General features: G+C 46.6%; 21 protein-coding genes. 13 read left to right on the top strand and 8 right to left on the bottom strand.

Going from position 1 to position 23,558, the window contains the following annotated elements; all coding sequences use genetic code 11:
• Positions 1–241 precede the first annotated feature (241 nt).
• Entirely contained in the window at positions 242–1,984 is a 1,743-nt protein-coding gene (locus RCH20_RS07155; protein ID WP_327193091.1) for a glutamine--tRNA ligase/YqeY domain fusion protein, read from the bottom strand.
• 502 nt (positions 1,985–2,486) lie between these two features.
• On the opposite strand from RCH20_RS07155, the gene RCH20_RS07150 reads away from it, so the two are divergent.
• Positions 2,487–2,999 carry a peptidylprolyl isomerase gene (locus RCH20_RS07150; RefSeq protein ID WP_327193090.1) on the top strand — a complete coding sequence of 171 codons (513 nt, stop codon included), beginning with the start codon at positions 2,487–2,489 and terminating at the stop codon, positions 2,997–2,999.
• Positions 3,000–3,074: 75 nt separating this feature from the next.
• Entirely contained in the window at positions 3,075–3,926 is an 852-nt protein-coding gene (locus RCH20_RS07145) for a UDP-2,3-diacylglucosamine diphosphatase (protein WP_327193089.1), read from the top strand.
• Positions 3,927–4,019: 93 nt separating this feature from the next.
• Here RCH20_RS07145 and orn read toward each other — a convergent pair whose 3' ends face one another.
• Positions 4,020–4,619 (bottom strand): oligoribonuclease, encoded by a 600-nt coding sequence (gene orn, locus RCH20_RS07140; protein ID WP_209958272.1) that lies wholly within the window; start codon positions 4,617–4,619, stop codon positions 4,020–4,022.
• Positions 4,620–4,853: 234 nt separating this feature from the next.
• Here orn and rsgA point away from each other — a divergent pair, with 234 nt between their 5' ends.
• From rsgA to secB, 4 genes are all read left to right on the top strand, one after another.
• On the top strand, positions 4,854–5,957 hold the full coding sequence (gene rsgA / locus RCH20_RS07135; protein ID WP_327193088.1) for a ribosome small subunit-dependent GTPase A: 1,104 nt from the start codon (positions 4,854–4,856) through the stop codon (positions 5,955–5,957).
• Positions 5,958–6,294: 337 nt separating this feature from the next.
• A complete protein-coding gene (locus tag RCH20_RS07130) occupies positions 6,295–6,750 on the top strand; it encodes a rhodanese-like domain-containing protein (RefSeq protein ID WP_209958276.1) in 456 nt (151 codons plus the stop codon).
• A 319-nt stretch (positions 6,751–7,069) separates the two neighbouring features.
• Positions 7,070–7,333 (top strand): glutaredoxin 3, encoded by a 264-nt coding sequence (gene grxC, locus RCH20_RS07125; RefSeq protein ID WP_209958278.1) that lies wholly within the window; start codon positions 7,070–7,072, stop codon positions 7,331–7,333.
• Between the two features lie 227 nt (positions 7,334–7,560).
• Positions 7,561–8,013, top strand: a complete 453-nt coding sequence (secB, locus tag RCH20_RS07120) for a protein-export chaperone SecB (RefSeq protein ID WP_209958281.1) — start codon at positions 7,561–7,563, stop codon at positions 8,011–8,013.
• A gap of 122 nt (positions 8,014–8,135) precedes the next feature.
• Here secB and adk read toward each other — a convergent pair whose 3' ends face one another.
• The 6 genes from adk to RCH20_RS07090 all read right to left on the bottom strand — a co-directional run bounded on the left by adk (position 8,136) and on the right by RCH20_RS07090 (position 15,446).
• Complete coding sequence (adk, locus tag RCH20_RS07115) at positions 8,136–8,801, bottom strand: adenylate kinase (RefSeq protein WP_209959214.1); 666 nt, start codon at positions 8,799–8,801, stop codon at positions 8,136–8,138.
• Positions 8,802–9,284: 483 nt separating this feature from the next.
• Positions 9,285–10,565: a c-type cytochrome biogenesis protein CcmI gene (ccmI, locus tag RCH20_RS07110; RefSeq protein WP_209958283.1), complete on the bottom strand. Its 1,281-nt coding sequence runs from the start codon at positions 10,563–10,565 to the stop codon at positions 9,285–9,287.
• Positions 10,562–11,068, bottom strand: a complete 507-nt coding sequence (locus tag RCH20_RS07105; protein WP_327193134.1) for a cytochrome c-type biogenesis protein — start codon at positions 11,066–11,068, stop codon at positions 10,562–10,564. The genes ccmI and RCH20_RS07105 overlap by 4 nt, the downstream gene beginning before the upstream one ends.
• Positions 11,069–11,166: 98 nt before the next feature.
• Positions 11,167–11,763, bottom strand: a complete 597-nt coding sequence (locus RCH20_RS07100) for a DsbE family thiol:disulfide interchange protein (RefSeq protein WP_327193087.1) — start codon at positions 11,761–11,763, stop codon at positions 11,167–11,169.
• Between the two features lie 75 nt (positions 11,764–11,838).
• Positions 11,839–13,866 carry a heme lyase CcmF/NrfE family subunit gene (locus RCH20_RS07095; protein ID WP_327193086.1) on the bottom strand — a complete coding sequence of 676 codons (2,028 nt, stop codon included), beginning with the start codon at positions 13,864–13,866 and terminating at the stop codon, positions 11,839–11,841.
• A 245-nt stretch (positions 13,867–14,111) separates the two neighbouring features.
• Complete coding sequence (locus tag RCH20_RS07090) at positions 14,112–15,446, bottom strand: hypothetical protein (protein ID WP_209958287.1); 1,335 nt, start codon at positions 15,444–15,446, stop codon at positions 14,112–14,114.
• A gap of 489 nt (positions 15,447–15,935) precedes the next feature.
• On the opposite strand from RCH20_RS07090, the gene mrdA reads away from it, so the two are divergent.
• The 7 genes from mrdA to RCH20_RS07055 all read left to right on the top strand — a co-directional run bounded on the left by mrdA (position 15,936) and on the right by RCH20_RS07055 (position 23,446).
• Entirely contained in the window at positions 15,936–17,921 is a 1,986-nt protein-coding gene (gene mrdA / locus RCH20_RS07085) for a penicillin-binding protein 2 (protein ID WP_327193085.1), read from the top strand.
• 40 nt (positions 17,922–17,961) lie between these two features.
• Positions 17,962–18,699, top strand: coding sequence for a 16S rRNA (guanine(966)-N(2))-methyltransferase RsmD (rsmD, locus tag RCH20_RS07080; protein WP_327193084.1), 738 nt, complete (start codon positions 17,962–17,964; stop codon positions 18,697–18,699).
• Between the two features lie 292 nt (positions 18,700–18,991).
• A complete protein-coding gene (gene rplM, locus RCH20_RS07075; protein WP_209958293.1) occupies positions 18,992–19,420 on the top strand; it encodes a 50S ribosomal protein L13 in 429 nt (142 codons plus the stop codon).
• Between the two features lie 10 nt (positions 19,421–19,430).
• Positions 19,431–19,817: a 30S ribosomal protein S9 gene (rpsI, locus tag RCH20_RS07070; protein WP_209958296.1), complete on the top strand. Its 387-nt coding sequence runs from the start codon at positions 19,431–19,433 to the stop codon at positions 19,815–19,817.
• A gap of 396 nt (positions 19,818–20,213) precedes the next feature.
• Entirely contained in the window at positions 20,214–21,338 is a 1,125-nt protein-coding gene (locus tag RCH20_RS07065; protein WP_327193083.1) for an LpxL/LpxP family acyltransferase, read from the top strand.
• Positions 21,339–21,546: 208 nt separating this feature from the next.
• Positions 21,547–22,629 carry a tryptophan--tRNA ligase gene (gene trpS, locus RCH20_RS07060; RefSeq protein WP_327193082.1) on the top strand — a complete coding sequence of 361 codons (1,083 nt, stop codon included), beginning with the start codon at positions 21,547–21,549 and terminating at the stop codon, positions 22,627–22,629.
• Between the two features lie 4 nt (positions 22,630–22,633).
• Entirely contained in the window at positions 22,634–23,446 is an 813-nt protein-coding gene (locus RCH20_RS07055) for a segregation and condensation protein A (RefSeq protein WP_327193081.1), read from the top strand.
• The last annotated feature ends 112 nt before the right edge of the window (positions 23,447–23,558 follow it).

Raw genomic sequence — 23,558 nt, 5'->3', positions numbered from 1 at the left:
GTATAATTTTTTCTTGCTTGCTGTGCCTACGCAGACAGAGGCTGCAAAAAACTTATACCAGCAGTACCGTCACGTTTTTAAGCTATTTTAACGATAGCTATTTTAACTATAGCTATTGAAGCGCTTAGCGTTTTCCATAAAAAAGCCCACCTCTAGCCTACTAGAAATGGGCGTGCTTGCAAACCACTATTGTCAGATCTTAATTTGTTAAGTCTTAACTCACAACTCTAAGCTGTGTCAATTAAGCTGGTTTATAGCTGTCACGTAAGCTCACGATTTGGTTAAATACCGGCTTCTCATTGCTATGCTCGAGAGCATCGCTAATAAAGTAGCCTTCACGCTCAAACTGAAAGCGTGTGCCAGCATCGGCATTGACCAATGACGGCTCAACCACTGCGTTAAGCTCAGTCAAGGAATTGGGGTTTAGCGCGCCATGAACATCGCTCACGCTACCCGGGTCTTCGACACTAAACAGCGACTGATATAAACGTACAGTAGCGGGCACGCCTTGACTGGCCGATACCCAATGAATCACACCCTTGACCTTGCGACCTTCAGGATTGTTACCTAGGGTAGTTGGATCTATGGTCGCTTTTAACTCAATAACCTGGCCGTTTTCATCAGTAATATGCTCGCTCACTGCCAATATATAAGTATTGCGCAGACGAATTTCAGTCTTTTCGGGTGACAAACGTTTGTAACCCGCTGGTGGCTCAATTTCGTAGTCACCTTGGTCAATATAAAGCGTCTCAGTAAAGGGGATTTCACGCTCGCCCATATCGGCGACGTTCGGATGGTTAGGCTGCGTTAACCACAAGGTTTTTGACTGATCGTCCCAGCGTGCATTAACGCTGTCCGCTTTTTGCGACTCCCAACTACTAACCGCTTCTACGAAGTTAGTAATGGTCACTTTTAACGGTTTTAGTACGGCCATACCGCGGGCAGTGGTGTCATCTAATGACTGACGAATACTAAACTCTAGCAGACGCATATCAACCACGCCGTCCGATTTAGCGATACCGACCCGATTACAAAAGTCGCGCAAGCCTGCAGGGGTATAACCACGGCGGCGCATGCCAGCCACCGTGGGCATACGCGGGTCATCCCAACCATCGACGATACCTTCATCGACCAATTGCTTGAGCTTACGCTTACTGGTCAAGGTATGGTCCACGTTCAAGCGGGAAAATTCATACTGATGCGGTGGCTGCTCAAAGCCAATTTTATTGACGATCCAATCATAAAACGGGCGATGGTCTTCAAACTCCAAGGTACACAATGAATGGGTAATATTTTCAATGGCATCTGATAGCGGATGGGCAAAATCATACATTGGATAGATGCACCATTTATCGCCGGTCTGATGATGCTCTTGATGCATGACCCGATAAATAATTGGGTCGCGCATGTTCATATTGGCATCAGACATGTCAATCTTGGCACGCAAAACCGCTTTACCTTCCGCGTATTTAGCATTTTTCATATCAGCAAACAATTGCAAGTTATCGGCAACACTGGCATCACGCTGCGGCGATGGCTTGCCGGCTTCCTTGTATGAACCACGATGGTCTTTGATTTGCTCAGGCGTTTGCAAGTCTACATAGGCCTCGCCCTGCTCAATTAATTGTACCGCCCACGCATGTAGTTGGTCAAAATAGCTAGACGCATGTAACGCCTCGCCTGCCCACTCAAAGCCCAACCAATGCAAATCTTTTTTGATATTATCGATGTAGTCCTGTTTCTCAGCCGTTGGATTGGTGTCGTCATAACGCAAATGACAAATACCATCAAACTCTTCGGCAACGCCAAAGTTTAAGCAGATAGACTTCACATGGCCAAGATGCAAATAACCATTGGGCTCAGGTGGAAAGCGAGTGACAATCTGGTTGTATTTTTGTGCCTTAATGTCCTCACGAATTATATTACGAATAAAGTCGTTTTTTGGTTCCACTTTTTGTTCAGTATTGCTCGAGTGCTCACTCATGGGGCATTGCTCCTAACGCAAATTAATCAGACTATAGTGCGTGCCATCACGCATCATAGAAAAATTCAAAAGTCATGAAGAAAATAAAAGTTATGACAAAGATACAGTCGGTTTACTTTACAACGGGTACAGTGTGGCTGGGATAAATTTTTGCAGTACATGCACACATAGTTAAACCAATTTAAAAAAGATACAGTGCTACTGTTATGAATTTTTCGCAGCCTCTGTCACGCTTGCGAACAGCAAGCAAGAAAAATTTATACCAGTAGCACGCTGACATAAATGTGCCTATTTTATTTTAAACTGGCTATAGCGTATCTATTTTATTTGCTATTAACTATATTAATAATTTATAAGGTTGCGTTATTCTATCAGGTTTCTCAAACGCATTAACAGCCTGATACATGACAGGCGACAAAAAAGCCGTTAGACTAAGCCTAACTTTTTATCAACAACTCACCACAGTGCCATTTTAGGTACTGCAATTAGAAAGGAATACAGTATGGTAGATATGCCAGTAGTAGAACTTGACACCACTATGGGTGCAATCGTTATCGAACTTAACGAAGAAAAAGCGCCAAAAACCGTAGAAAACTTTTTAAACTACGTCAAATCTGGTCAGTATGACGGTACCATCTTTCATCGCATCATCGACGGCTTTATGATTCAAGGCGGCGGTATGGATGCTGAGATGAATGAAAAAGGCACCAATGCACCTATTCAAAACGAAGCAGACAATGGTCTGAAAAATAACGCTGGCACGCTAGCCATGGCGCGTACTCAAGATCCACACTCAGCAACCAGCCAGTTCTTTGTCAACGTAAAAGACAATGACTTTTTAAACCATACTGGCAAAAATGCCCAAGGTTGGGGCTATACCGTCTTTGGTAAAGTCACGAGCGGTATGGACGTCATCGAAAAAATGCGCGGCGTCCCTACTGGTCGTTTCGGTATGCATGCTGATGTGCCAAAAGAAGCGGTTATCATCAACTCAGCGACCATTGTTTCTAAATAAGTAGTTTCTGAATAAGTAGTTTCTAAATAAGTACTTTCTAAATAAATAACCAGCCATCATTTAAGGTTATGATAAATGCAAAATTTTAATCATCTGATTACCACCCGCCCTCATGAAGTGCGGCAAGTACTCATTAGCGATTTGCATTTATCGCCTGAAGAGCCTGCCCTAGTGCAGGCTTTTTTGGCGCTGCTTGATGATTGCCTAGCCTTGCCAGCCCTCAAACGCTTATTCATTTTAGGCGATTGGTTTGAAGTGTGGTTGGGTGATGACGCTTATTTGATTTTAGCAGAAGCAGAACAGCAAGCCCATTGGCTCACGCCGCTGATTGCTAAACTAAAGCAGCTACGAGTAGACGGTTGCGAAATCCTAGTCATGCATGGCAATCGTGATTTTTTATTAGGTCAGCCCTTTTGTAGTCTATTCGGTGGCGAGATCATCTATGAGCCTTATAAGCTGGCTATTGGTGAGCAGAGTTACCGTTTAGAACATGGCGACGCGCTGTGTACTGATGATAAAAAATATCAATTTTTTCGCAAAATAATGCGCCATCGCTTAACTCAATGGTATCTACTCAATAAATCACTAGAAAAACGCCTAGCGATTGCCGATAAAATGCGCCATAAAAGCCGGCAGAACAATACTACTAAAGCGTCCTACATCATGGATGTCAATGAAGCATCAGTCAACAGAGCCGTTTACAGCTTTGACGCGCTGCTACATGGTCACACCCATCGCCCTAAGATTCATCGCAGCTCTGACGGCAAAAGCCGCTACGTGCTAGGAGATTGGCGGTTATCAGATACAGAAACACGCCAGCCGAAAGTTAGCGCGGTTATTGGTACGATTACCGCCGACGTAAACGCAGACCATAATGATCCTAGCGCTGAGTTTAACTTGATTGAATTTAAGTTTTTGCCCAGATAAAGCCGCGATATCAAAAATTCATTGTATTAAAAAAGGTCTGTTGAATATTCAACAGACCTTTGTTTAAAATAGCCTTTCTAACTTAACACTAGCTTAGTCCTGCGGCATTAATTTAAAGAAGTGTTGACGATAATGCTTGAGCTCACGGATAGAATCACGAATGTCATCTAGTGCTAAGTGACTGCCACCTTTTTCAAAGTTTCTAAGGATGTCGGGACGCCAGCGGAAGCACAGCTCTTTAATAGAAGACACATCAAGATTGCGATAATGAAAGAACTTCTCCAGCTCTGGCATTTGCCGCGCCATAAAGCGGCGATCTTGGCAAATAGAATTACCACACATCGGCGACTTACCGCTATCGACCCATTTGTTCAAAAACTTGATAGTTTCAGCTTCCGCTTCGGCCAGAGTTACGGTACTGCGCCGTACACGATCAACCAAACCTGATTGACCATGCTGCTTGGTATTCCAGTCATCCATACCGTTTAACTTACGGTCGGATACCTTGATCGCAAACACTGGCCCTTCGGCTAGGACATTTAAATCTTCATCGGTCACCACGGTGGCAATCTCAATAATCTCATCGTTCAGGGTGTCGAGTCCGGTCATTTCTAAATCAATCCATACCAGCCCTTTTTTACCTTGGTTCTTAATTCTAATCTTGTTGGGGTGGTCGCTGGTACTGGTACTCATAAGGTGTCCTATAATTGATAACTTAATCAGTCGTTTTTCAAGCCAGGTTGCATTCATTAGGCTTTTAATGCGGTCTTAATACAGTCAATGGTCTAAAAAGTAGCCTGCCATAGGCCTCAGCATTGATCAGGACCAAAGCGTTACAAAACCACTGTCAGGCGCGTGCGCTTTAAGCTGTATGTTAGCAAATTTTCACGCTACACTTAGCAATATTTTTATAATAGGTCACCACCCATGGCATTAATCCGGCAACGCAAACTGACCAAACAGCAGATTCGTCGCATCGATAAACAACAGCTGTCCAATCAAGACAGCATTGACGACAGCTTAATGGATGGCGTAGTCATGGCGCATTATGGTAAGCAGTTAGAAGTACAGGTGACCAGTTTGCCCGCTTTTATAGCGGTGCAACCTGAGATTGCACCCGATGACCCTGAGCCATTTTGGCAAGCGTTGGCCTTAGGAGATATTTGGCGCTGTCATGTGCGCACCAACCTACCGATGCTCGCAGCCGGCGATCAAGTACGCTGGAATGCCGATTCTAATACTGGCTTTGGCCGCATTGAGTCGGTAAAGCCGCGTACGTCTCTAGTATCGCGTCCTGACCGCTATCATAAGCTCAAGCCGGTAGCGGCTAATGTCGATATTCTAGCGATCGTATTTGCACCACTGCCCGCGGCTGCCCCAACCTTAATCGATCGTTATTTGGTGGTCTGCCACCATGCCGGTATCCAGCCGCTATTGGTGTTAAACAAAGCGGACCTATTAGCAGAAAATGATGAAGCCAATACCAATGAACTGCTGACCCAGTATGCGGCGCTGGGTTATGAAAGCGTGCTGACCTCTGTTGATTGTCCTGAAAACGTCGCCGATAGTAACGACCAACAAGGTCTGAGTGAACTGAAACGTTATATCGATAACAAGTTAGTCATTTTCGCCGGTCAATCGGGAGTCGGAAAAAGCAGCTTAATCAATGCGCTATTGCCTGAGTCTGCACAAAGCGTCAATATTATCTCGGAGAACTCGCAGCTCGGTCAACACACCACCACTACCAGCCGGTTATTGCCCTTTAATCCGGATGACCTGACCCAAGGTGGCATCGTTGATACCCCCGGCATTCGCGAGTACGGTATTTGGCATTTGACCCCTGATGATATTATCTCCGGCTTTATTGAGCTGGCCCCGTTATCTGGTGACTGTCAATTCCGTGATTGCCGCCACACTCATAACAGTAAAGGCTGCGCGTTATGGCAAGCAGTTGCTGATGGCGAGGTGCTCCAGCGCCGCGTTGAAAACCTCATCACTTTGCGGATCGAGGCCGATACTAAGCCCTACTAGCCTTACTTAAGCTTACTTAAGCTTAAGTAAGGCTAGTAGGGCTGAGCGCTTATTGCCCTATCGTTAGAATACCTTAAAAACGCGACGGTACCGCTGGTATAAGCTTTTTGCCGCCTTTGTCTGCCTAGGCACAGCAAGCAAGAAAAACGTATACCAGTAGTAGGTTATGTATCAATATTACTTTTTATTGACTATAGCTACTGCCTCAGCGATCAAATGCAGTCGGTGGTTATCGCACGTTTACTATAGAGGACCTAATCGGTATAATAGCGCCTTGTTCGGTATCATTGGGCTGTATTCGCAGCTCAATAGAACGCTTATTTTTTGGAGGTATGGTTTGGATCGTGCGCTTGGATTTGTGGGCAACCACCCGTTTTTATTTGGCCTTTTAGCAGTACTTGCCGTACTGTTTTTTGCTATTGAAAACAAACGTAGCGGCAAAAAAGTGTCGCCCAATACACTAGGCATGATGGTCAACTCCCAAAATGCGCAACTTATCGATATTCGCCCTAAGAAGAAGTTTACGGCTGGCTATATCCAAGGCAGTCGCAATATTCCTTTCACCCAGCTGAAAGAAAGCCTAGAAGAGGTGCGTGCGATTGAGTCGCCAGTGATTATCATCTGCGATGTGGGCGTGCAAGCAGGCGCAGCGGTACAGATGATTGGCAAAGACAATATCTATCGTCTAGAAGGTGGGGTCGGTGGCTGGCAAGGTGCCGGTATGCCCTTGGTTGGCATCAAGGACGCCCAGACCAAAAATAAAGGCAAAGCGAAACCAAGCTTACGTAAATAACTGGCTTGTGTTATGGCTGATTAATTTAAAAAAGACACGACCTAATGGCGTGTCTTTTTTTATGGCGGGTCTTTTTTTGTGGCGAGTCTCTTATCTTTGGCTTGTGTTACTTTTCGCAAGTTTAAGGGCTGCTGGCTTGAATTTGGCCCTCCCATCCCCACTTTGGTAATGAGCGCAATCGAATACAGGCTTGTAATTAACTTGATTGCAGCCGACCAGATCGAATCTTATAATACTGTTTTCTATAGCACTATTTTCTACAACACTATTCTCTATAATATGAATATCGCGTTACACACTTATAAATTAAGGATTTACTATGACTGTATCTGTTAAAGTTTACACCACCCCTATTTGCCCTTACTGCTCAAACGCCAAACAACTATTAAAATCTAAAGGTGTTGAGTACGAAGAAATCGGCATGCATGACATGAGCAGCGACGAGCGCCGGGCGCTAATGCAAAAGACCAATAACTATCGTACCGTCCCACAAATTTTCGTTGGTGATACCTTCGTCGGTGGTTTTAGTGAGCTCAGTCAGTTTAACCAACAAGGTAAGCTTGATGAGCTACTAGCCGGTTAATCTGCTGGCGGGCTTTACTGATTTGCCTTACTGGCTGATTTATCTTACTATTGATCATTGCCTCCGCTAGTTAAGTGGGCAATGACTGAGTGAGCAATCATCAGTAGATAAGATATTAATAACAAAGCATTGAGATTAAGTGACCTTTAAGATTAGAATGATTAAGTAAGATTAGAATGATATTGTTATTTTGTCCGAACATTTGACCCACTATTATAGGAGTTATCATGGCTGAAGAACAAGCACAACCACAACTGGCCCTAGAACGCATTTATGTAAAAGATATGTCACTTGAAGTGCCTGGCGCTGACGTGTTCACCAAAGAGTGGAATCCTGAGCTGGATATCAATTTATCAAGCAATGCAGATAAGCTAGACGATGACCATTATCAAGTGATTTTGACCGTGAGTGTCACTGCCAAAAATGCTGAAGAAGCCGCATTTATCGCAGAAGTACATCAAGCGGGTATCTTCTTATTAAAAGACATTCCAGAAGATCAAATCGGTCAGATCTTAGGTGCCTACTGCCCTAACGTGTTGTTCCCTTATGCCCGTGAAGTGATTAGCGACATCGTCACTCGTGGTAGCTTCCCGCAGTTATTGTTAGCGCCCGTTAACTTTGACCAAGCCTATGCCCAAAGCCAACAGCAAGCACAAATAGACGCTGAAGGTAATGCATAAGCTCTAGGTTAGGCTTAGCAATATAATATAGAAGACCTAGTAACAGAAATTTAGTGTAAAAAAGCCCTGCTGATTAGCAGGGCTTTTTTACACTATCCAATAAAATCGTTGGCTACCAATACTTAGCCTTGTAGAGCGGCTAATATTTGTGCTTTAACCTCATCGATAGACTGAGTACCATCAAACTTGTCATAGCCGGGAGCATTACTACCAGCATTGCCATCTTGTTGGGCTTTGTCTTGATAAAAACCAACCAAGGCTGAAGTTTGCTGATGATAGGTCGCTAAACGCTCACGAATAGTAGACTCTTTATCGTCTTCACGCTGGATAAGCGCTTCGCCAGTGACATCATCGATACCCTCTTGCTTGGGTGGATTGTGATCGATGTGATACACACGACCTGAGTCTGAATGCTGGCGGCGGCCCGATAGACGCTTGACAATCTCATCATCCGGCACACTGATTTCGACCACATGATTAATCGTGACGTCAGCGTCAGCAAGCGCTTGGGCTTGAGGAATAGTACGCGGAAAACCATCAAGAATACAACCATTGATACAATCAGGCTTAGCGATGCGTTCTTTTACTAAGTTAATGATCAGGTCGTCAGACACCAAACCACCAGCATTCATAATGCCTTTGGCTTGCTTGCCAAGCTCGCTGCCTTCTTTAATGGCCGCACGTAGCATATCACCGGTTGAGATCTGCGGGATATCATATTGTTTAGAAATAAATTGAGCTTGAGTACCTTTACCGGCACCTGGTGGACCTAGCAAAATAATACGCATCATTACACGACTCTCCTCAATATATGGGATTTTAGGATAAATAAAACTTAGGGATTGGCCAATTACGAGGCTTACCTTACCTTGTGGCTTTAAAAATCTCAAGTTTTTTTAGTCTTGATGCGGTAAGTTACCATGACTTATCTGTTCACTGGCTACTATTAAGCGCCGTAGAAAGCAACTACGGCGCTGGTATATTAGGTAAATTATCGGAGGCTATGTGGCTATATGATTAGCAAGCTATAACACTTAGAACTGGGTTATAGCGCTTATCTAATCCGGCTTGCTAGCTTGCTAGGGTCGATCCAAGTTAGAAAATACCCCTGCTGCTGGTATGGATTTTTTGTAGCCTCTGTCACGCTTGCGAACAGCCAGCGAAAAAAATGCTACCCGTAGCAGGTTGCTATGCTCCGTGCTCTTTTATTTTGCACAGAGCGCGGAGCATAGAACATAGCTTGCTTGTTGATCAAGGTACTTGCTGATTGATCAAGGTACTTGCTGATTAATAGTCACGTTGACTTGGTTTTGATCCGGGCTGATCACTACTGGATTACCCGATAGATCTCCTGACTCGGCCAGCGCATTGCCACTATGGCTGATGCGCGCCACTACCGCTAACTGAACTTGGTCAGCACGAGCCGCTTTTAACGTGCGCTCTGGCATCATCGCATCCAGATCGCTGAGACTGATATTGGCTTGACCTTGTTGAATAACGCTAATAGGCAAACGCTTGGCGGCAAAGGGTGGGCCACCTTTGACATCACGAATCGCGACGAATAACACGTCATCACCTTTTACCAATGGCAATAAACTGGCATTAATGGTTATGGTCACGTCGATACCAGCGGCCGCTTGCTGCTGTTGCACGGTGACATTAGCGCTCAGCTCGTCCAAACTTGCCAATGCCTGAGTATGATCGCCGGGCTTGGCCTCGATACTGGCACGCAAGCGGCGAATCCAGCCTTGGGCTTGCTGAAAGTTACTACCCCGTGCCTCGCCCATGGCCATTAGCATTTGTGCGCCTTCATGCTCTGGGTTTTTGGCCAGTACGTCTTGTAGTACTCGGCGGCTAGTGGCATCTAGCTGGCCTTCATTAGTAAAAAAGCTAATCTGAGCATAGGTGGTGGCAATCTGTTCGTTATCAGGTGATAACCGATAGGCACGAGACAAGGCTTCTAGCGCGGAATCTGTCGCTTCTAGCGATAAGAACAGCTCTGACAGCCGCATCCAACGATCGGGGTCACTCGCGTTACGGTGGACGTTGGTCTGCATCGCGGTAATCAGCTGACGGCTGTCTTCAATCGCCCACTCTGGCGGCTGATCAATCTTACCAGTTAATAGGTCATCAGCCACTTGACCGACCTTGTCTTCAGCAGCCCATAGATCGAACACCGGCGTGCGGTCACCAATCAATAAATAAGCCATCGCGGCTAATACTGGCACACCAATAGTAATGATTATGCGACTTTTAATACCAGGAACAACCATCGGCGCGATTTGGCGCTGGGCATCTAATAGCTGACGCTCAAGCTCGAGCTTTTGGTTTTGATAATGGCTGTCATCGATAGTACCGCTGTCTTTGTCGGTTTTGAGTTCTGCTAGCCGCTCACGAAATACTGCCACGTTGATGTCTAGCAGCTTATTGTCTAGTGGTTTTTCGGGGGCGCGGGCGGCACGCAACCACGGCATAATGACAATAACCGCCAGTAATAGAGCAATGAGTAAGCTTAAGGCAATAAATAAGCCAACAGTAGAGAATAGGGTCATTTTTTGTCCTCGGTGCTTGTGATGTCAAGATCAGTGTTATCAGGGCGCGACAACAGACGATCAAGCTGGGCCTGCTCCGCAGATGTCAGGGCTTCGACAGCGCTATCAACCGTTACGCCATCTTGGCCACGGGCGCTAACTTGACGGCGTTTGCTCTGCCAAAACCAGCCAATAATGAGAAAGAGTAATAATAATGGTGGAAAGAACCAAAGTATCCAGGTCGATGGACGCACGGGTGGGTTGTAAGTGATAAAGTCACCATAGCGATCTTGCATGTAGTTCCGAATCTCTCCATCACTACGGCCATCTTTAATCAGGTCATAAGTTTTTTGTTTGAGATCTTGGGCAATCGGTGCATCAGAACCGGCCAAGTTTTGGTTTTGGCATTTTGGACAACGCAGCTCTTCGATCATGCCGCGATACTGGGCTTCTTGCTGAACGGAATCAAATTCATAGACGTTAATAGCCGCGTATGAGGTGATGCTCAGCACACATGCCAGCATCACGCCTAATAGTCTCGAAACTAATAGCCTCGAAACTAATAGCCTCGAAACTGTGGCTGCAGTGGCTTTTGACTGTGGCGCTCTTGCTTGAACCGCTATCATTTGCACATCTCCTCAACCTGACTGGGATCAGGATCGCCGTTGTTCTTACTCGCTTCATTGAGCAGGCTCAAGCACGGAGTAATACGACTCTGCCAATTGGCTTCATTGATTTCACCAACAATATGCTGGCGAATGATACCTTTGCCATCGACAATGAAGGTCTCAGGCGCGCCGGTTAACCCTAAGTCTAAGGCAAACTGCCCAGACAAATCTTGAATAGACATGGAGAATGGGTCGCCGCGCTGGTTTAGATAACTGAGCGCGTCACCAATATCGTCTTTGTAATTTACCCCAACGATATTGATCCCGCGTTCTTCGAGCGCCATCAAAAAGGGGTGCTCAACGATACAGGTGGGACACCAAGAGCCCCAAATATTCATTAAAAATGGCTGGTCAGGCAGATTGTCATTGGTCATGGTGCGGGTGGTATCTGCTAATAACGGCAGCTCAAAAGTCGGCACCGGACGCTCCAGAGCGGTATTGGTGACGATATCTGTCGGTTTGCCCAAGCGCATATATAGCATAACGATTAACCCCATAAATATGATCAGCGGGATTAAAAACCATATTTTGAGTTGGTTTTGTTTCATCATTTGACCCCCTGACTGTTATTACGCTGGCCATTTTGGCCGCCTTTAAAATCAGGGCTGTTGTCGGGGGTAGTCATATTATTTCTCCCCCGTCGCGGTCACTGGTATTTCGCTACCCGTAATGCTGCTTGCAACCGTATTATCAGCAACCTGGTCTGGACCTTTGGTCTTTTTGAGGCGATAGCGTTTGTCCAGCATGCTTATTAAACCACCGAGGGCCATAATAATCGCCCCTAGCCATATCCAGCGAATCAAGGGTTTAACGTAGATACGTACGGCCCATTGGTTACTGTCTGCGGAAATAGGCTCACCCAATGCGACATAGAGATCACGCATCAAGCTGGCATCGATTGCGGCCTCAGTCATCGGCATCATACTGATGATATAGGTGCGTTTTTCAGGATATAAGGTGGCTACCGGATTACCATCTTTGGTGACGTCCACTTGCGCTTGTACCGCATCAAAGTTACTGCCTTGCACTTTACGGAAGTCAGCAAGTTCAAAGTCGTAGCCTTGCACGTTGACCGTGTCACCAACACCCAGCGCCACGTCACGCTCAATACTTAAGCTGCTGGTAAAGGCCACCCCAATCACAGCGATAATTACCCCAATATGGGCGGTTTGCTGACCCCAATAGCTGAGGCGTAATTGACGCAAGCCTTTAAAGAAGTTTGGCGCATTTTTGGTCTTATCTCTAAAGTCGACCACCATCCAAAATAGGACCCAAAAGCTGACTAATAAAGTCACGCCGATATTGAGCATGGACGACGGATTGACGAAGTAAGTAATAATAGCTGCTAACAACAAGCTACTGGCAGCCACGACCATCCCAACGCCCAATAATGGACGCTTGTCTTGTTTCCAGCGAATATTAGAGCCCATGCCCATTGCAAATAACAGCAACCAGGTCAAGGGTACAAATAACGCATTAAAGTAAGGGGTTCCTACCGAGACCTGACCTAAATTAAAGGCATCAGCAATAATAGGATATAGGGTGCCCAACAGCACGACTAAAGTGGATATTAGAATGATGACGTTGTTCATCACCAAAAACGACTCGCGTGAAATCAGTTGATACTGACTTTCGACCGTCAAACGCCAGCCGCGAAACGCGAACATCAATAAGCCACTACCCACGATCACACCTAAAATGGCTAAAATCACTAGACCACGGGTCGGATCAGCGGCGAATGAATGCACCGAGGTAATAACCCCTGAGCGTACCAAAAACGTCCCTAACAAACTAAGCGCAAAGGCGAAAATCGACAGCATGATGGTCCATGCTTTGAATACGCCACGCTTTTCGGTCACCGCTAAAGAGTGCAGCAAGGCTAGACCTGCCAGCCAAGGTAATAACGAGGCGTTTTCTACTGGATCCCAGAACCACCAACCGCCCCAGCCAAGCTCGTAATAGGCCCACCACGAGCCCAAGGCGATACCAATAGTCAAAAAACCCCAGGCGGCTAACGCCCACGGACGTGACCAGCGTGTCCATACCGCATCCAAGCGCCCTTCCCACAATGCCGCCATACAGAACGCAAACGGCACCACCATACCCACATAACCCATGTACAGCATCGGTGGGTGAATGATCAGGCCAAAATCTTGTAGTACTGGGTTTAGATCGGCCCCATCGACTGCTAAGTTCGGCAAGGTACGATCAAATGGTGACGAGGTAAAGATCATCATCGCCAGCATCATCAGCTGTACAGCGGCTAGAATAACGAGTACTCGCGCCCGCATTGACAGCGGTAGACCGCGACTGAAGTACGATACTAGCGCGCACCAGGTGGCCATGATGGTCATCCAAAGCAACAGCGAGCCTTCGTGCCCGCCCCAAGTCGCCGATAACTTATAGTACCAAGGCAACAAGGTATTGGAGTGCTGTGTGACGTAGACTAGGCTAAAGTCATTATAAAAAAAGCCGGCCATTAACGCGCTAAATGACGTTATCATCGCTGCAAATTGCGCCCAAGCCAAGCTAGGTGCGAGACGCTGCAAGGCGATTTGATCACGCATGACGCCCATGGTTGGTAATACCACTTGCAAAATCGCCAATACAAAAGCGGCCAGCAAGGCAAAATAACCTAATTCTGTTATTAACATACGGTCTAACCTTGTTTACCTTAATACGTTACAGTTATGGATTGGGCCATTTAATGCTTTTAAAAGAGCCCAGTAGTGATGCAGGTATAGCGGTTATTAGTGTTTGGTAACTTGATAGTATAATTTGGTGACTTAATTGTATCGTTTAATGCACTTACAGTCGCGTACATTACCGTCAGTTTATTGCGCTGGCATATCTGAGTTGTACGGGCTATGTATAGGACCAATATCACCCTATAAATGCCCTATTGCATGGCGGGAAAAAACACCAAAACTAAGTGCAACCAACCAGCTAAAAACCCAGTTAACCCGCCCAACACGATCAAGGTCAGCTCATCTTCATGAAAGGCAGGACGCAACAGGTTTTGAAATTCATGGGGTGACAACCCCCGAATGCGATCTCGAAACAGACCAAATATTTTGCTAGCGCGGCTCTCATTGAGCTCAGGATCACGCATCGGTACCATAGTGGCTATGATAGATTTATCAAGAATGGTGTTTTTTAGCTGACCAAACTCCCGGCGACCGAGACCCATACGCAAGGTGGTATTGACCACGGGTGACTCTAACACCTGATAAAGATGCGACTTCATAAGATCACGCGTTTGCGCCGCACGCTCGCCATACATCATTTCATTCATGATGTTCTCTAGAGTCACCAAATCATTGACCACGATCTCAGCGAAGACCACCGACACTTCTTCTTGACGCTTCATAAAGCCGCCTTGCCAGCGAAACGTCGCTATGTGTGGCAATTGCAGGCTAATAAAGGGAAAGGTCTGACGGCGTGCAAACAGCTGCAAATATGAGATAAAACGCGGTTCTACCGGATTAAACACCATCCAGATCGCAATCCAGTTGGTCAATAGCCCCCAGATCGCGGCAAAAAACGGCACGGTCCAATGGACGGGTATGACCAAAAAGATAAACATCTGGATGATGCCAAAGAGCAGCCCGATCAGCGCACTAATATGCCAGATAAAATCGATTTCTTTTTGACCGACCTTTAGAAACATATTGACCATCAAGCGCCGGTCACTTTCCATCTTATTGACGATCATTTGCCGCATATCGACCAGCTGTTCGACATTTTGGGTCAAGTCGATCACCAGCGAACTCATGATACCAGGCAGTGCTTGATGCGCTTGCTTATAGATCCGACGCTTTAGCGCATAAGGAATATTGTTCCATAGGGTCTCTGAGCGCTCCAGCATAATCTCGTCAATCAGAGCTTCAAGATTCTTATCAATGGTATCGGTAATGAATACCGCCATCTGCTCTGGTTCCATCGCTTGAAAAAACTCGTCAAGCGAGCCCAGTTTGGATAGCGTCTGATCAACGATAACACCCGCTATCTTGCCAGCCTTGCGCGGCACAATACCTTGCCAACCAATACCAGGTAGGCCAAAGAATGGAAAATGCGGTACGCGAATACCCCGAAACTTAATGGGATAGAACAGCATTTTTAGCGCCATCCACACATGCACCCAGGTGACAAATGCGGTTACTGGTGGAATAGTCAGCATGGCGAGAAACTCTGGATGCTCAGCGAATGTCTGCCATATTGAAGTTGCGAGCATGGTTTTTTATACCCCTGACCTACGGTGGTGGTTAATGGTGGTGGTTAATGTGTCTTTAGTCAATAATGCAAATTAAATCGCCTAATATTAGCATACTTGCTCGCTATTAACACCGCTAGACCCTAGGTAAGTTGTGACTGTTGGTGACACGTTTTGCGGTCTCCTATCAAGCACCAATAACCTACCCGGTCAGCCAATGGTTATTGACAGCAGCCTGGCTAAATCCAGCGGCTAAACTCAACGTCATAAGCGTTATTCTGTTATAATTTATAGCAGGGTGTGACAGCGGCTACGAAAAAAATATATACACTTGTGTCAGCGTACTACTGTTATAAATTTTTCTTGCTTGCTGTTCGCAAGCGTGACAGAGGCTGCGAAAAATTTATAACAGCAGCACTGTATCGTTTTTGAATTGGATTGACTATTCGCCAACCTTTATCTTGATCTTTATTAATCGCCCTCTATTGCTTTTCTAGGTACTGACCTTTTATGAACAAACCGCATGCACCCGATACCGAACAGATCAACCGCATTTTTATGCAGCGGATCGCTATTTTTGGGGTTTTGGTGTTCATCGGTCTGAGTGGTTTGTTATTGCGTTATGGTTTTTTGCAGGTCTATGCTCACGAGAAATATACCACTCAGGCAGACAATAACCGCATCAAGCTGATATCAGCGCCGCCCAGCCGGGGTTATATCTATGATCGCAATGGCATACTACTGGCAGACAATCAGCCGGTATTTACCGCGATGCTCAGTCCCGATGAAGTAACAGACCCCAAGCGCACCCTAACCTTACTGGCGCCTATCTTTGCGCTGACCGATGCCGACATTACCAATATTTTGGCACGGATCAGTGAAAGTAAGAATGATCCAGTCACCATCAAGATTGATTTAACCGAGTCGCAAGTGGCGCAGTTTAGTGAGCGCAAGCCCTTCTTTCGCGGGGTCACGATTCAAAGCAAGCTGACCCGCTCCTACCCTTATGATGAGCTGTTCGCCCACGTGATTGGTTATGTTGGCCGGATTAACGATAAAGAGAGCCAGAAGATTGATAAGGATCGCTATGCCGGTACCGATCTAATCGGTAAAATTGGTATCGAAGACTTTTATGAAGATATTTTGCTCGGCCAACCCGGTTATCAGTCAGTAGAGACTGATGCTTATGGCAAGATCATACGCCAGTTAGAGGCCAAACCGCCGATTGCCGGTAATGACATTACCTTGAGTCTGGATTATGGCTTGCAAAAGGTGGCGCAGCAGCAGCTCGATGGTCGCCGCGGCGCGATTGTGGCCATAGACCCCAAAAATGGCGATGTACTGGCCTTTGTCAGCAATCCCAGTTATGACCCGAACCCCTTTATTTCAGGCATCTCCTTTAAAGACTATGACGCGCTGCGAGATGACCCTGACGAGCCGCTGTATAACCGTGCGCTACAGGGCATGTACCCACCGGCCTCGACTATCAAGCCGTTTGAGGCCTTGGGCGGTATCCATTATGGTCTACGCGATTGGAACACCACTATCTACGATCCCGGTTACTTTACCCTGCCTGGTGACTCGCATCGGTTTCGAGATTGGAAGCGTGGCGGTCACGGCACGGTGGATCTAAAAAAATCTATCGTGATGTCGGTTGATACTTATTATTATAAATTGGCCTATGAAATGGGTATTCAGCGCCTACATGACTGGATGGTGCGGTTTGGCTTCGGTGAAGAGACCGGCATTGATTTGCCCAATGAAAAATCAGGTATTATGCCCTCGCCCAAGTGGAAACAGGACAGATATGGTAGAGGCTGGTTACCGGGTGAGACCATCTCAGTCAGTATTGGTCAGGGTTACTTCTTAGCCACGCCGCTACAGATTGCCAATGCCACTGCGATGACCGCCAACAAGGGTTACCACATTACCCCGCATCTGTTAAAAAGTAGTGACGGCGCGGCAGAGGTGGATGTCATCACCAAGCCTGATGGCAAAATTGATTATAACGGTAAGGCCTCCGACTGGCTACGTATGCATGACGCCATGGAAGATACTATCAAGGGCGGCACCGGACGCGGCATCTATACCTCGCGCTATCGTATCGCAGGCAAAACCGGTACCGCGCAGGTCAAGTCGATTGCCCAAGGTGAAAGCTACGATAAATCAGCCCTGGATAAGCGCCACTGGGATCATGCCTGGTTCAGTGGTTTTGCCCCAGTCGAAGAGCCGCAAATCGCGCTGTCGGTACTGGTCGAAAATGGCGGTGGCGGTAGTACAGTGGCGGCCCCTATCGGCCGCGCGCTGTTTGATTATTGGGTCCTACAACGTAAGAACGATCCTATCTTGCCGCCGACTGCCGATCAGCTGACAGTGATTAAACGGCAAAAAGCATTGGCCAAAGCCGCTAGTGATATCAGACGCGACCAAGCAAACGAGCTGAAAGAACAGGCGCAAGCACAGGCTGATGCCGCGCTGTCTCCCGCAGTACCGTAGCGCTTTTTAAGGTATTTTAATTATAAGGTATTTTAACTACATGAAAAAACCGTCAGCCTCACGGCACGCCAAACATAAGCAGTCGCAGCCTAAAACGGCTAACAGTACTCATAAGACTAAGCAAACAGCCGCCGGTAACGTACGGATCATCGGTGGCCAGTTTAAGCGCCGTAGTGTCAATTTTATTGCGGCCGACGGTTTGCGACCCACCCCAGACCGCTTACGTGAGACCTTATTTAACTGGTTATTGGCTGATATGCATGGCGCGCGGGTACTCGATAGCTGCGCGGGTAGCGGGGTGTTAGGCTTTGAGGCCTTATCACGTGGGGCCGCGCATTGTAGCTTTATCGAAACCAATCGCGCGCAAAGTCAGATGCTGTTGCAAAGCGCTGAACAGCTGGGTATTGCTACCGAGCGCTATCAAATCATGCAGGGCGCGGCTGAGCAGCTGTTAAGTCAAAATCAAGGTCAAGGCCAAAGCCAGGCCTTTCAGCAGCCGTTTGACATTGTGTTCATTGACCCACCCTATGCCGATGACTTATGGCAGCCAATCTTAACGGCTCTGATTAACCAGTCCCTAATCAGCAGCGACACCCTTATTTATTTAGAAGCAGACAAAGATCTCAGCCCCCAGTTAGCAGAATTGGCCATGACCCTGGTTGCAGGGGTTGCAGGTAACGAAAACTTGGCTAGGCCAGCTTGCTATCGCTTTGAATGTCTCAAACAGACCAGGGTCGGACAAGTTGTCGCTGGACTTTATCGCCTGTCATCGTCATAATAATGTAGCCAAAATTAACAATATACCGAACAATGCTAAAAAACGCTGAAAAATGCTGACATATGCTGACATATGCTGACCGCTTGGACATTAACAGCGTCTACCAGAGCGTCTACAAATACAGCGACCGCCAAAAAACCCGTTAAACATTAGCATTTAATGACCAGCGGGCGAAAATAAACCCCAATGCAGCTTGCAAGCGTAGGCGCTACTGCTTATAATGTGCAGTCTGTTTTTTGAGAGCCCCGTTCCCAGACAAACTCTCAACGAATTTTAAATTTAAGGTTTTATCATGAAAACACTTAGTGCAAAACCAGCTGAAGTGACCCATGACTGGTTCGTCGTCGATGCTGACGGCAAGACCCTTGGTCGCCTAGCTAGCCAAATCGCTCACCGCCTACGTGGTAAGCATAAGGCCTCATTTACCCCGCACGTTGACACTGGTGACTTCATTGTCGTCATCAATGCTGAAAAAGTTGCGGTAACGGGTAAAAAAGCAAAAGATAAAAAGTATTATCGTCACAGTGGCTATCCAGGTGGGATTAAAGAAACCAACTTCACCAAGCTGATTGCACATAAGCCTGAAGATGTTCTACACAAAGCCGTTAAGGGTATGCTTCCAAAGGGTCCTCTTGGCTATGCGATGATCAAGAAGCTGAAACTATATGCGGGTAACGAACATCCACATGAAGCTCAGCAACCTAAAGAACTAGACATCTAAGGAATCACTTATGGAACGCAATTACGGAACTGGTCGCCGCAAGACTTCTACCGCTCGTGTCTTTTTAGCGAAAGGTACTGGTAGCATCGTCGTTAACGGTAAGCCACTGGATGAATATTTCAGCCGCGAAACCTCGCGCATGGTTGTTCGTCAGCCATTAGCATTATTAGACTCTATCAGTGCCTATGACTTATATGTCACCGTCACTGGTGGCGGCACTAGTGGTCAAGCGGGCGCAATCCGCCACGGCATCACTCGCGCGCTAATCGAGTCTGACGAAACCTTAAAGCCTGCCCTAAAAGCAGCTGGTTTTGTGACTCGTGACTCACGTCAAGTTGAACGTAAGAAATTGGGCCTACGTAAAGCACGTAAACGTCCACAATTCTCGAAACGTTAATCAAAGCTATTTTTTATCGGCTTGCTGTTACGTTTACGGGTTTTTCCATAGTTATTGGGTAAAAACCGTTTTATAGCAGTCGCTGATAAAACAATAGATTTGCGAAACCTTATAAGTTGGTCACAGCTTATAAGGTTTTTTTATGCCTACGGTTATTGATCAGAGTACTATAGTCAATGCAAAGTAATATCGATAGATAACCTACTGCTGGTATAATTTTTCTTGCTTGCTGTGCCTACGCAGACAGAGGCTGCAAAAAATTGATACCAGCAGCACACGGTACCGTTCTTGAATTGGATCGACTATAGCCTCTTATGACAATGCGTAAATTACCTTGCAAAGCTTACCCTACTACGCCATCATTATAATAATTTTTAATTTATCAGTAACACTATTATGAAAGCGCCTGAACAATTTGATCCCAGTAAGTCTGCTGCGCAAAATGGCACGCCACCGAACGCTGCGTCGCCTACGTCAAATAGCAAGCAGGCTAAGTCGCCCGCTATTCCGGTCGGCACCCCTACTATTACCCAGACTCATAAGCAAACCTCAATAGCAAAAAAGATGCCGTTTGAATGGCAATTTTTGTTGCCTAAATATTGGGCGTTATGGCTGCTACTCGCAATCATTGTCCCCCTGGCTTATTTGCCGCTACGTTGGCAGTTTTGGCTGGGTCGCAAGTTGGGTATTTTATTCTATAAAATGGTCGGCTCGCGGCGGCGTGATACCTTGATTAACCTCAGATTGGCCTTTCCTGACAAGCCAGAAGCTGAGCGTGAACTGATGGCCAAGCAGGTGTTCGTCAATCAAGGTATTGGCATATTTGAAACTTTATGCACTTGGTTTCGTCCTGATATATTTACCCGTACGGTCTCTATCTCTGGGCTACAGCATGTGGTCAAGGCTCAAAATGAGGGTCGCGGGGTTATTTTACTGGGTGCCCATTATACCCTACTGGATCTAGGTGCTATGCTATGTACCCAGTTCTTCCCGATGGATGGCATGTATCGGCCGCAGAATAATGCGCTATTAGAGTGGTTTATTTATAACGGTCGGGCCCCTATCTTTGGTAAATTAATTTCTAGTCGCAATATGCGCGGCTTGGTCGATTCTCTCAAGACCGGCCACGTGGTCTGGTACTCACCAGATCAAGACTATGGTCTTAAGTACGGGGTCATGGCACCATTCTTTGGGGTACCAGCAGCCACTATTACCGCCACTCGGCGCTTATCTACTGTGGGCGAGCCAGGACGGCAGCCAGCAGTGATGGCCCTCCATACCTATCGGCAAACGCCTGATAATATGCCCAGAGGCAAGCGCCCGCATTATCATCTGACCATTACCCCAGAACTGGATAACTATCCTAGTGATGATGAGGTGGCTGATGCCACCCGGGTCAATGAGATTTTGGAAGGGCTGATTCGTATTGATCCGACCCAGTGGATGTGGTTTCATCGGCGCTTTAAAAATGGCCCTAATGGTCGTACTGATATCTATGACCAGGATAATGATCTTGTATAGTAATGATCTTGTATGATAACGGTCTCGTATAGTGATGATCTGGTATAACAGGTAAAAATTTTCTGGCTTGTTGTTCGCGAGCGTGACAGAGGCTGCGAAAATTTCTCCCAGTCATACTGACGATATGTTCATACTCATTCTGTTTTAAACTGGCTCAGCCCTAGCATTCATGCAAAATAAACAACCATAGATTAAAGACGGAACCCTCATGAGCGACAATAGCATTTCTGATGATTTAAATAACCCTGCAGAGACGGCAGTGAAACGCATTTTAACCGGTATTAAGCCAACCGGTACTCTACATTTGGGTAATTATGTGGGTGCCATTCGCCCAGCGATTGAGTCTATCCAAAATAGTGATCATGAGGCGTTTTTCTTTTTAGCCGATTATCATGGCATTATCGGTTGTCATGACCCGGCAGTGATTCATGAGTCGACTAAATCAATTGCCGCCACCTGGCTGGCGTGCGGGCTAGATCCTGAACGCGTGACTTTTTATCGTCAATCAGATGTGCCAGAGATTCCAGAGTTGGCTTGGATTTTAAATTGCTCGTGTGCCAAGGGTCTGATGAACCGTGCCCATGCCTATAAGGCCTCAGTCGATATCAATGTGGACAATGGCGTTGATCCTGATCAAGGGGTCACCATGGGGCTGTTTGGCTATCCAGTGCTGATGGCCGCAGATATCCTGATGTTTAATGCCACTCATGTGCCGGTTGGCCGCGACCAAATTCAGCATATCGAAATGGCCCGTGATATTGCCGGTACTTTTAACCATAGATATAAGCCGCTGTTTACCCTACCCAAGGCGGTAGTCGATGATGACACCCCCTTACTGACTGGGCTTGATGGCCGTAAAATGAGTAAGAGCTACGGCAATACCATTCCATTGTTTGGTGAGCTGAATCCACAGGTCAGTCCTGAGAAACAAATGCACAAAGCGATTATGAAGATCGTCACTAATTCGCAACTGCCTGCGGAAGCAAAAAACCCTGATGACTCGGCCATATTTGAGATTTATAAAGCCTTTGCCACCCCGGAAGAAATTGCTGCTATGCGCGCGCAGTTTGCCGCCGGTATTGGTTGGGGCGATGCCAAGCAAGCCTTGTTTGAAAAAATAAATACTGAGATTGCCCCATTCCGCGAACGCTATCTAGAGCTGATGGCCAACCCCAAACAGTTAGAAGAAATATTACAAATGGGCGCAGACAAGGCCGGTCGCCATAGTCGTAAGCAGTTAGACAAGACTCGTCGTGCGATTGGTATTCGCCCACTTGCCAAACTTAAGTAACCGCTTGAACGTGACTGCAGATGCGCATGACCGAACCGCGCTACGTATTTATCAGACCCCGGTACAGCAGTTGCCGGAAGATTTGTACGTGCCGCCGCAAGCGTTTGCCATTTGGCTTGAGCAGTTTGCCGGGCCACTGGATTTTTTGTTGTATCTGGTCAAAAAGAACAATGTTGATCTGACCCAGATGCCAATATTGCCCATTACTGAGCAATATTTGGCTTATATCAATGAGTTAGACACTGAACATTTCGAATTGGCTGGTGACTACCTATTAATGGCCTCGACCTTGATTGCGATCAAGACTGAGCTGTTATTACCCAAGCCGCAGACCCCAACTGACGAGCGTGATCCCAAGGCTGAACTGATTGAACGCCTAGAAGCCTATGCGCAAATCAAGGGGGCCAGCCAGCGCTTAGACACTCTGGTACGCCTTGAGCGTGATGTGTTCTTAGCGATGGTCAGTATGCCCAATCAAGCTATTATGAACGCCGAGCTGCCCAGTTATTCGGCTAATTTGTTAGTTGATAGCTTATTTAAAATGCAGTTACAGCCCGACTACCAGATGCATACCCATACGGTTAAAGTCGACACAGTACCCCTTGCGGATCGTATTGCCAGTATTAGCAGGCAGCTAAGTAGCGATGGCACCCGCTCCTTTTATCAGCTATTAGATAAGTCGCAAGGTAAAGTCGGGGTGGTGGTTAGCTTTGTGGCGGTGCTAGAGCTGATGAAACGTCAGCTGGTGGGGGTAGTCAGTACGGCTAGTGACGGTGATAGCCCGCCTAGTCAGTTGACCTTACAATGGTTGAGGTAATACCTGGTTAGATCCCACTATAGCCAGTTCAAAATAAAATAAATACGGCTCATAAACTTACAAGGCTGGCAAAATTTACTCGCTTGCTGTGTGGCTGCGCCACTCCAGAGGC

The organism is Psychrobacter sp. PL15 (assembly GCF_035984995.1).
Lineage (GTDB): Bacteria > Pseudomonadota > Gammaproteobacteria > Pseudomonadales > Moraxellaceae > Psychrobacter.
This window is presented reverse-complemented; position numbering and strand designations above follow the sequence as displayed.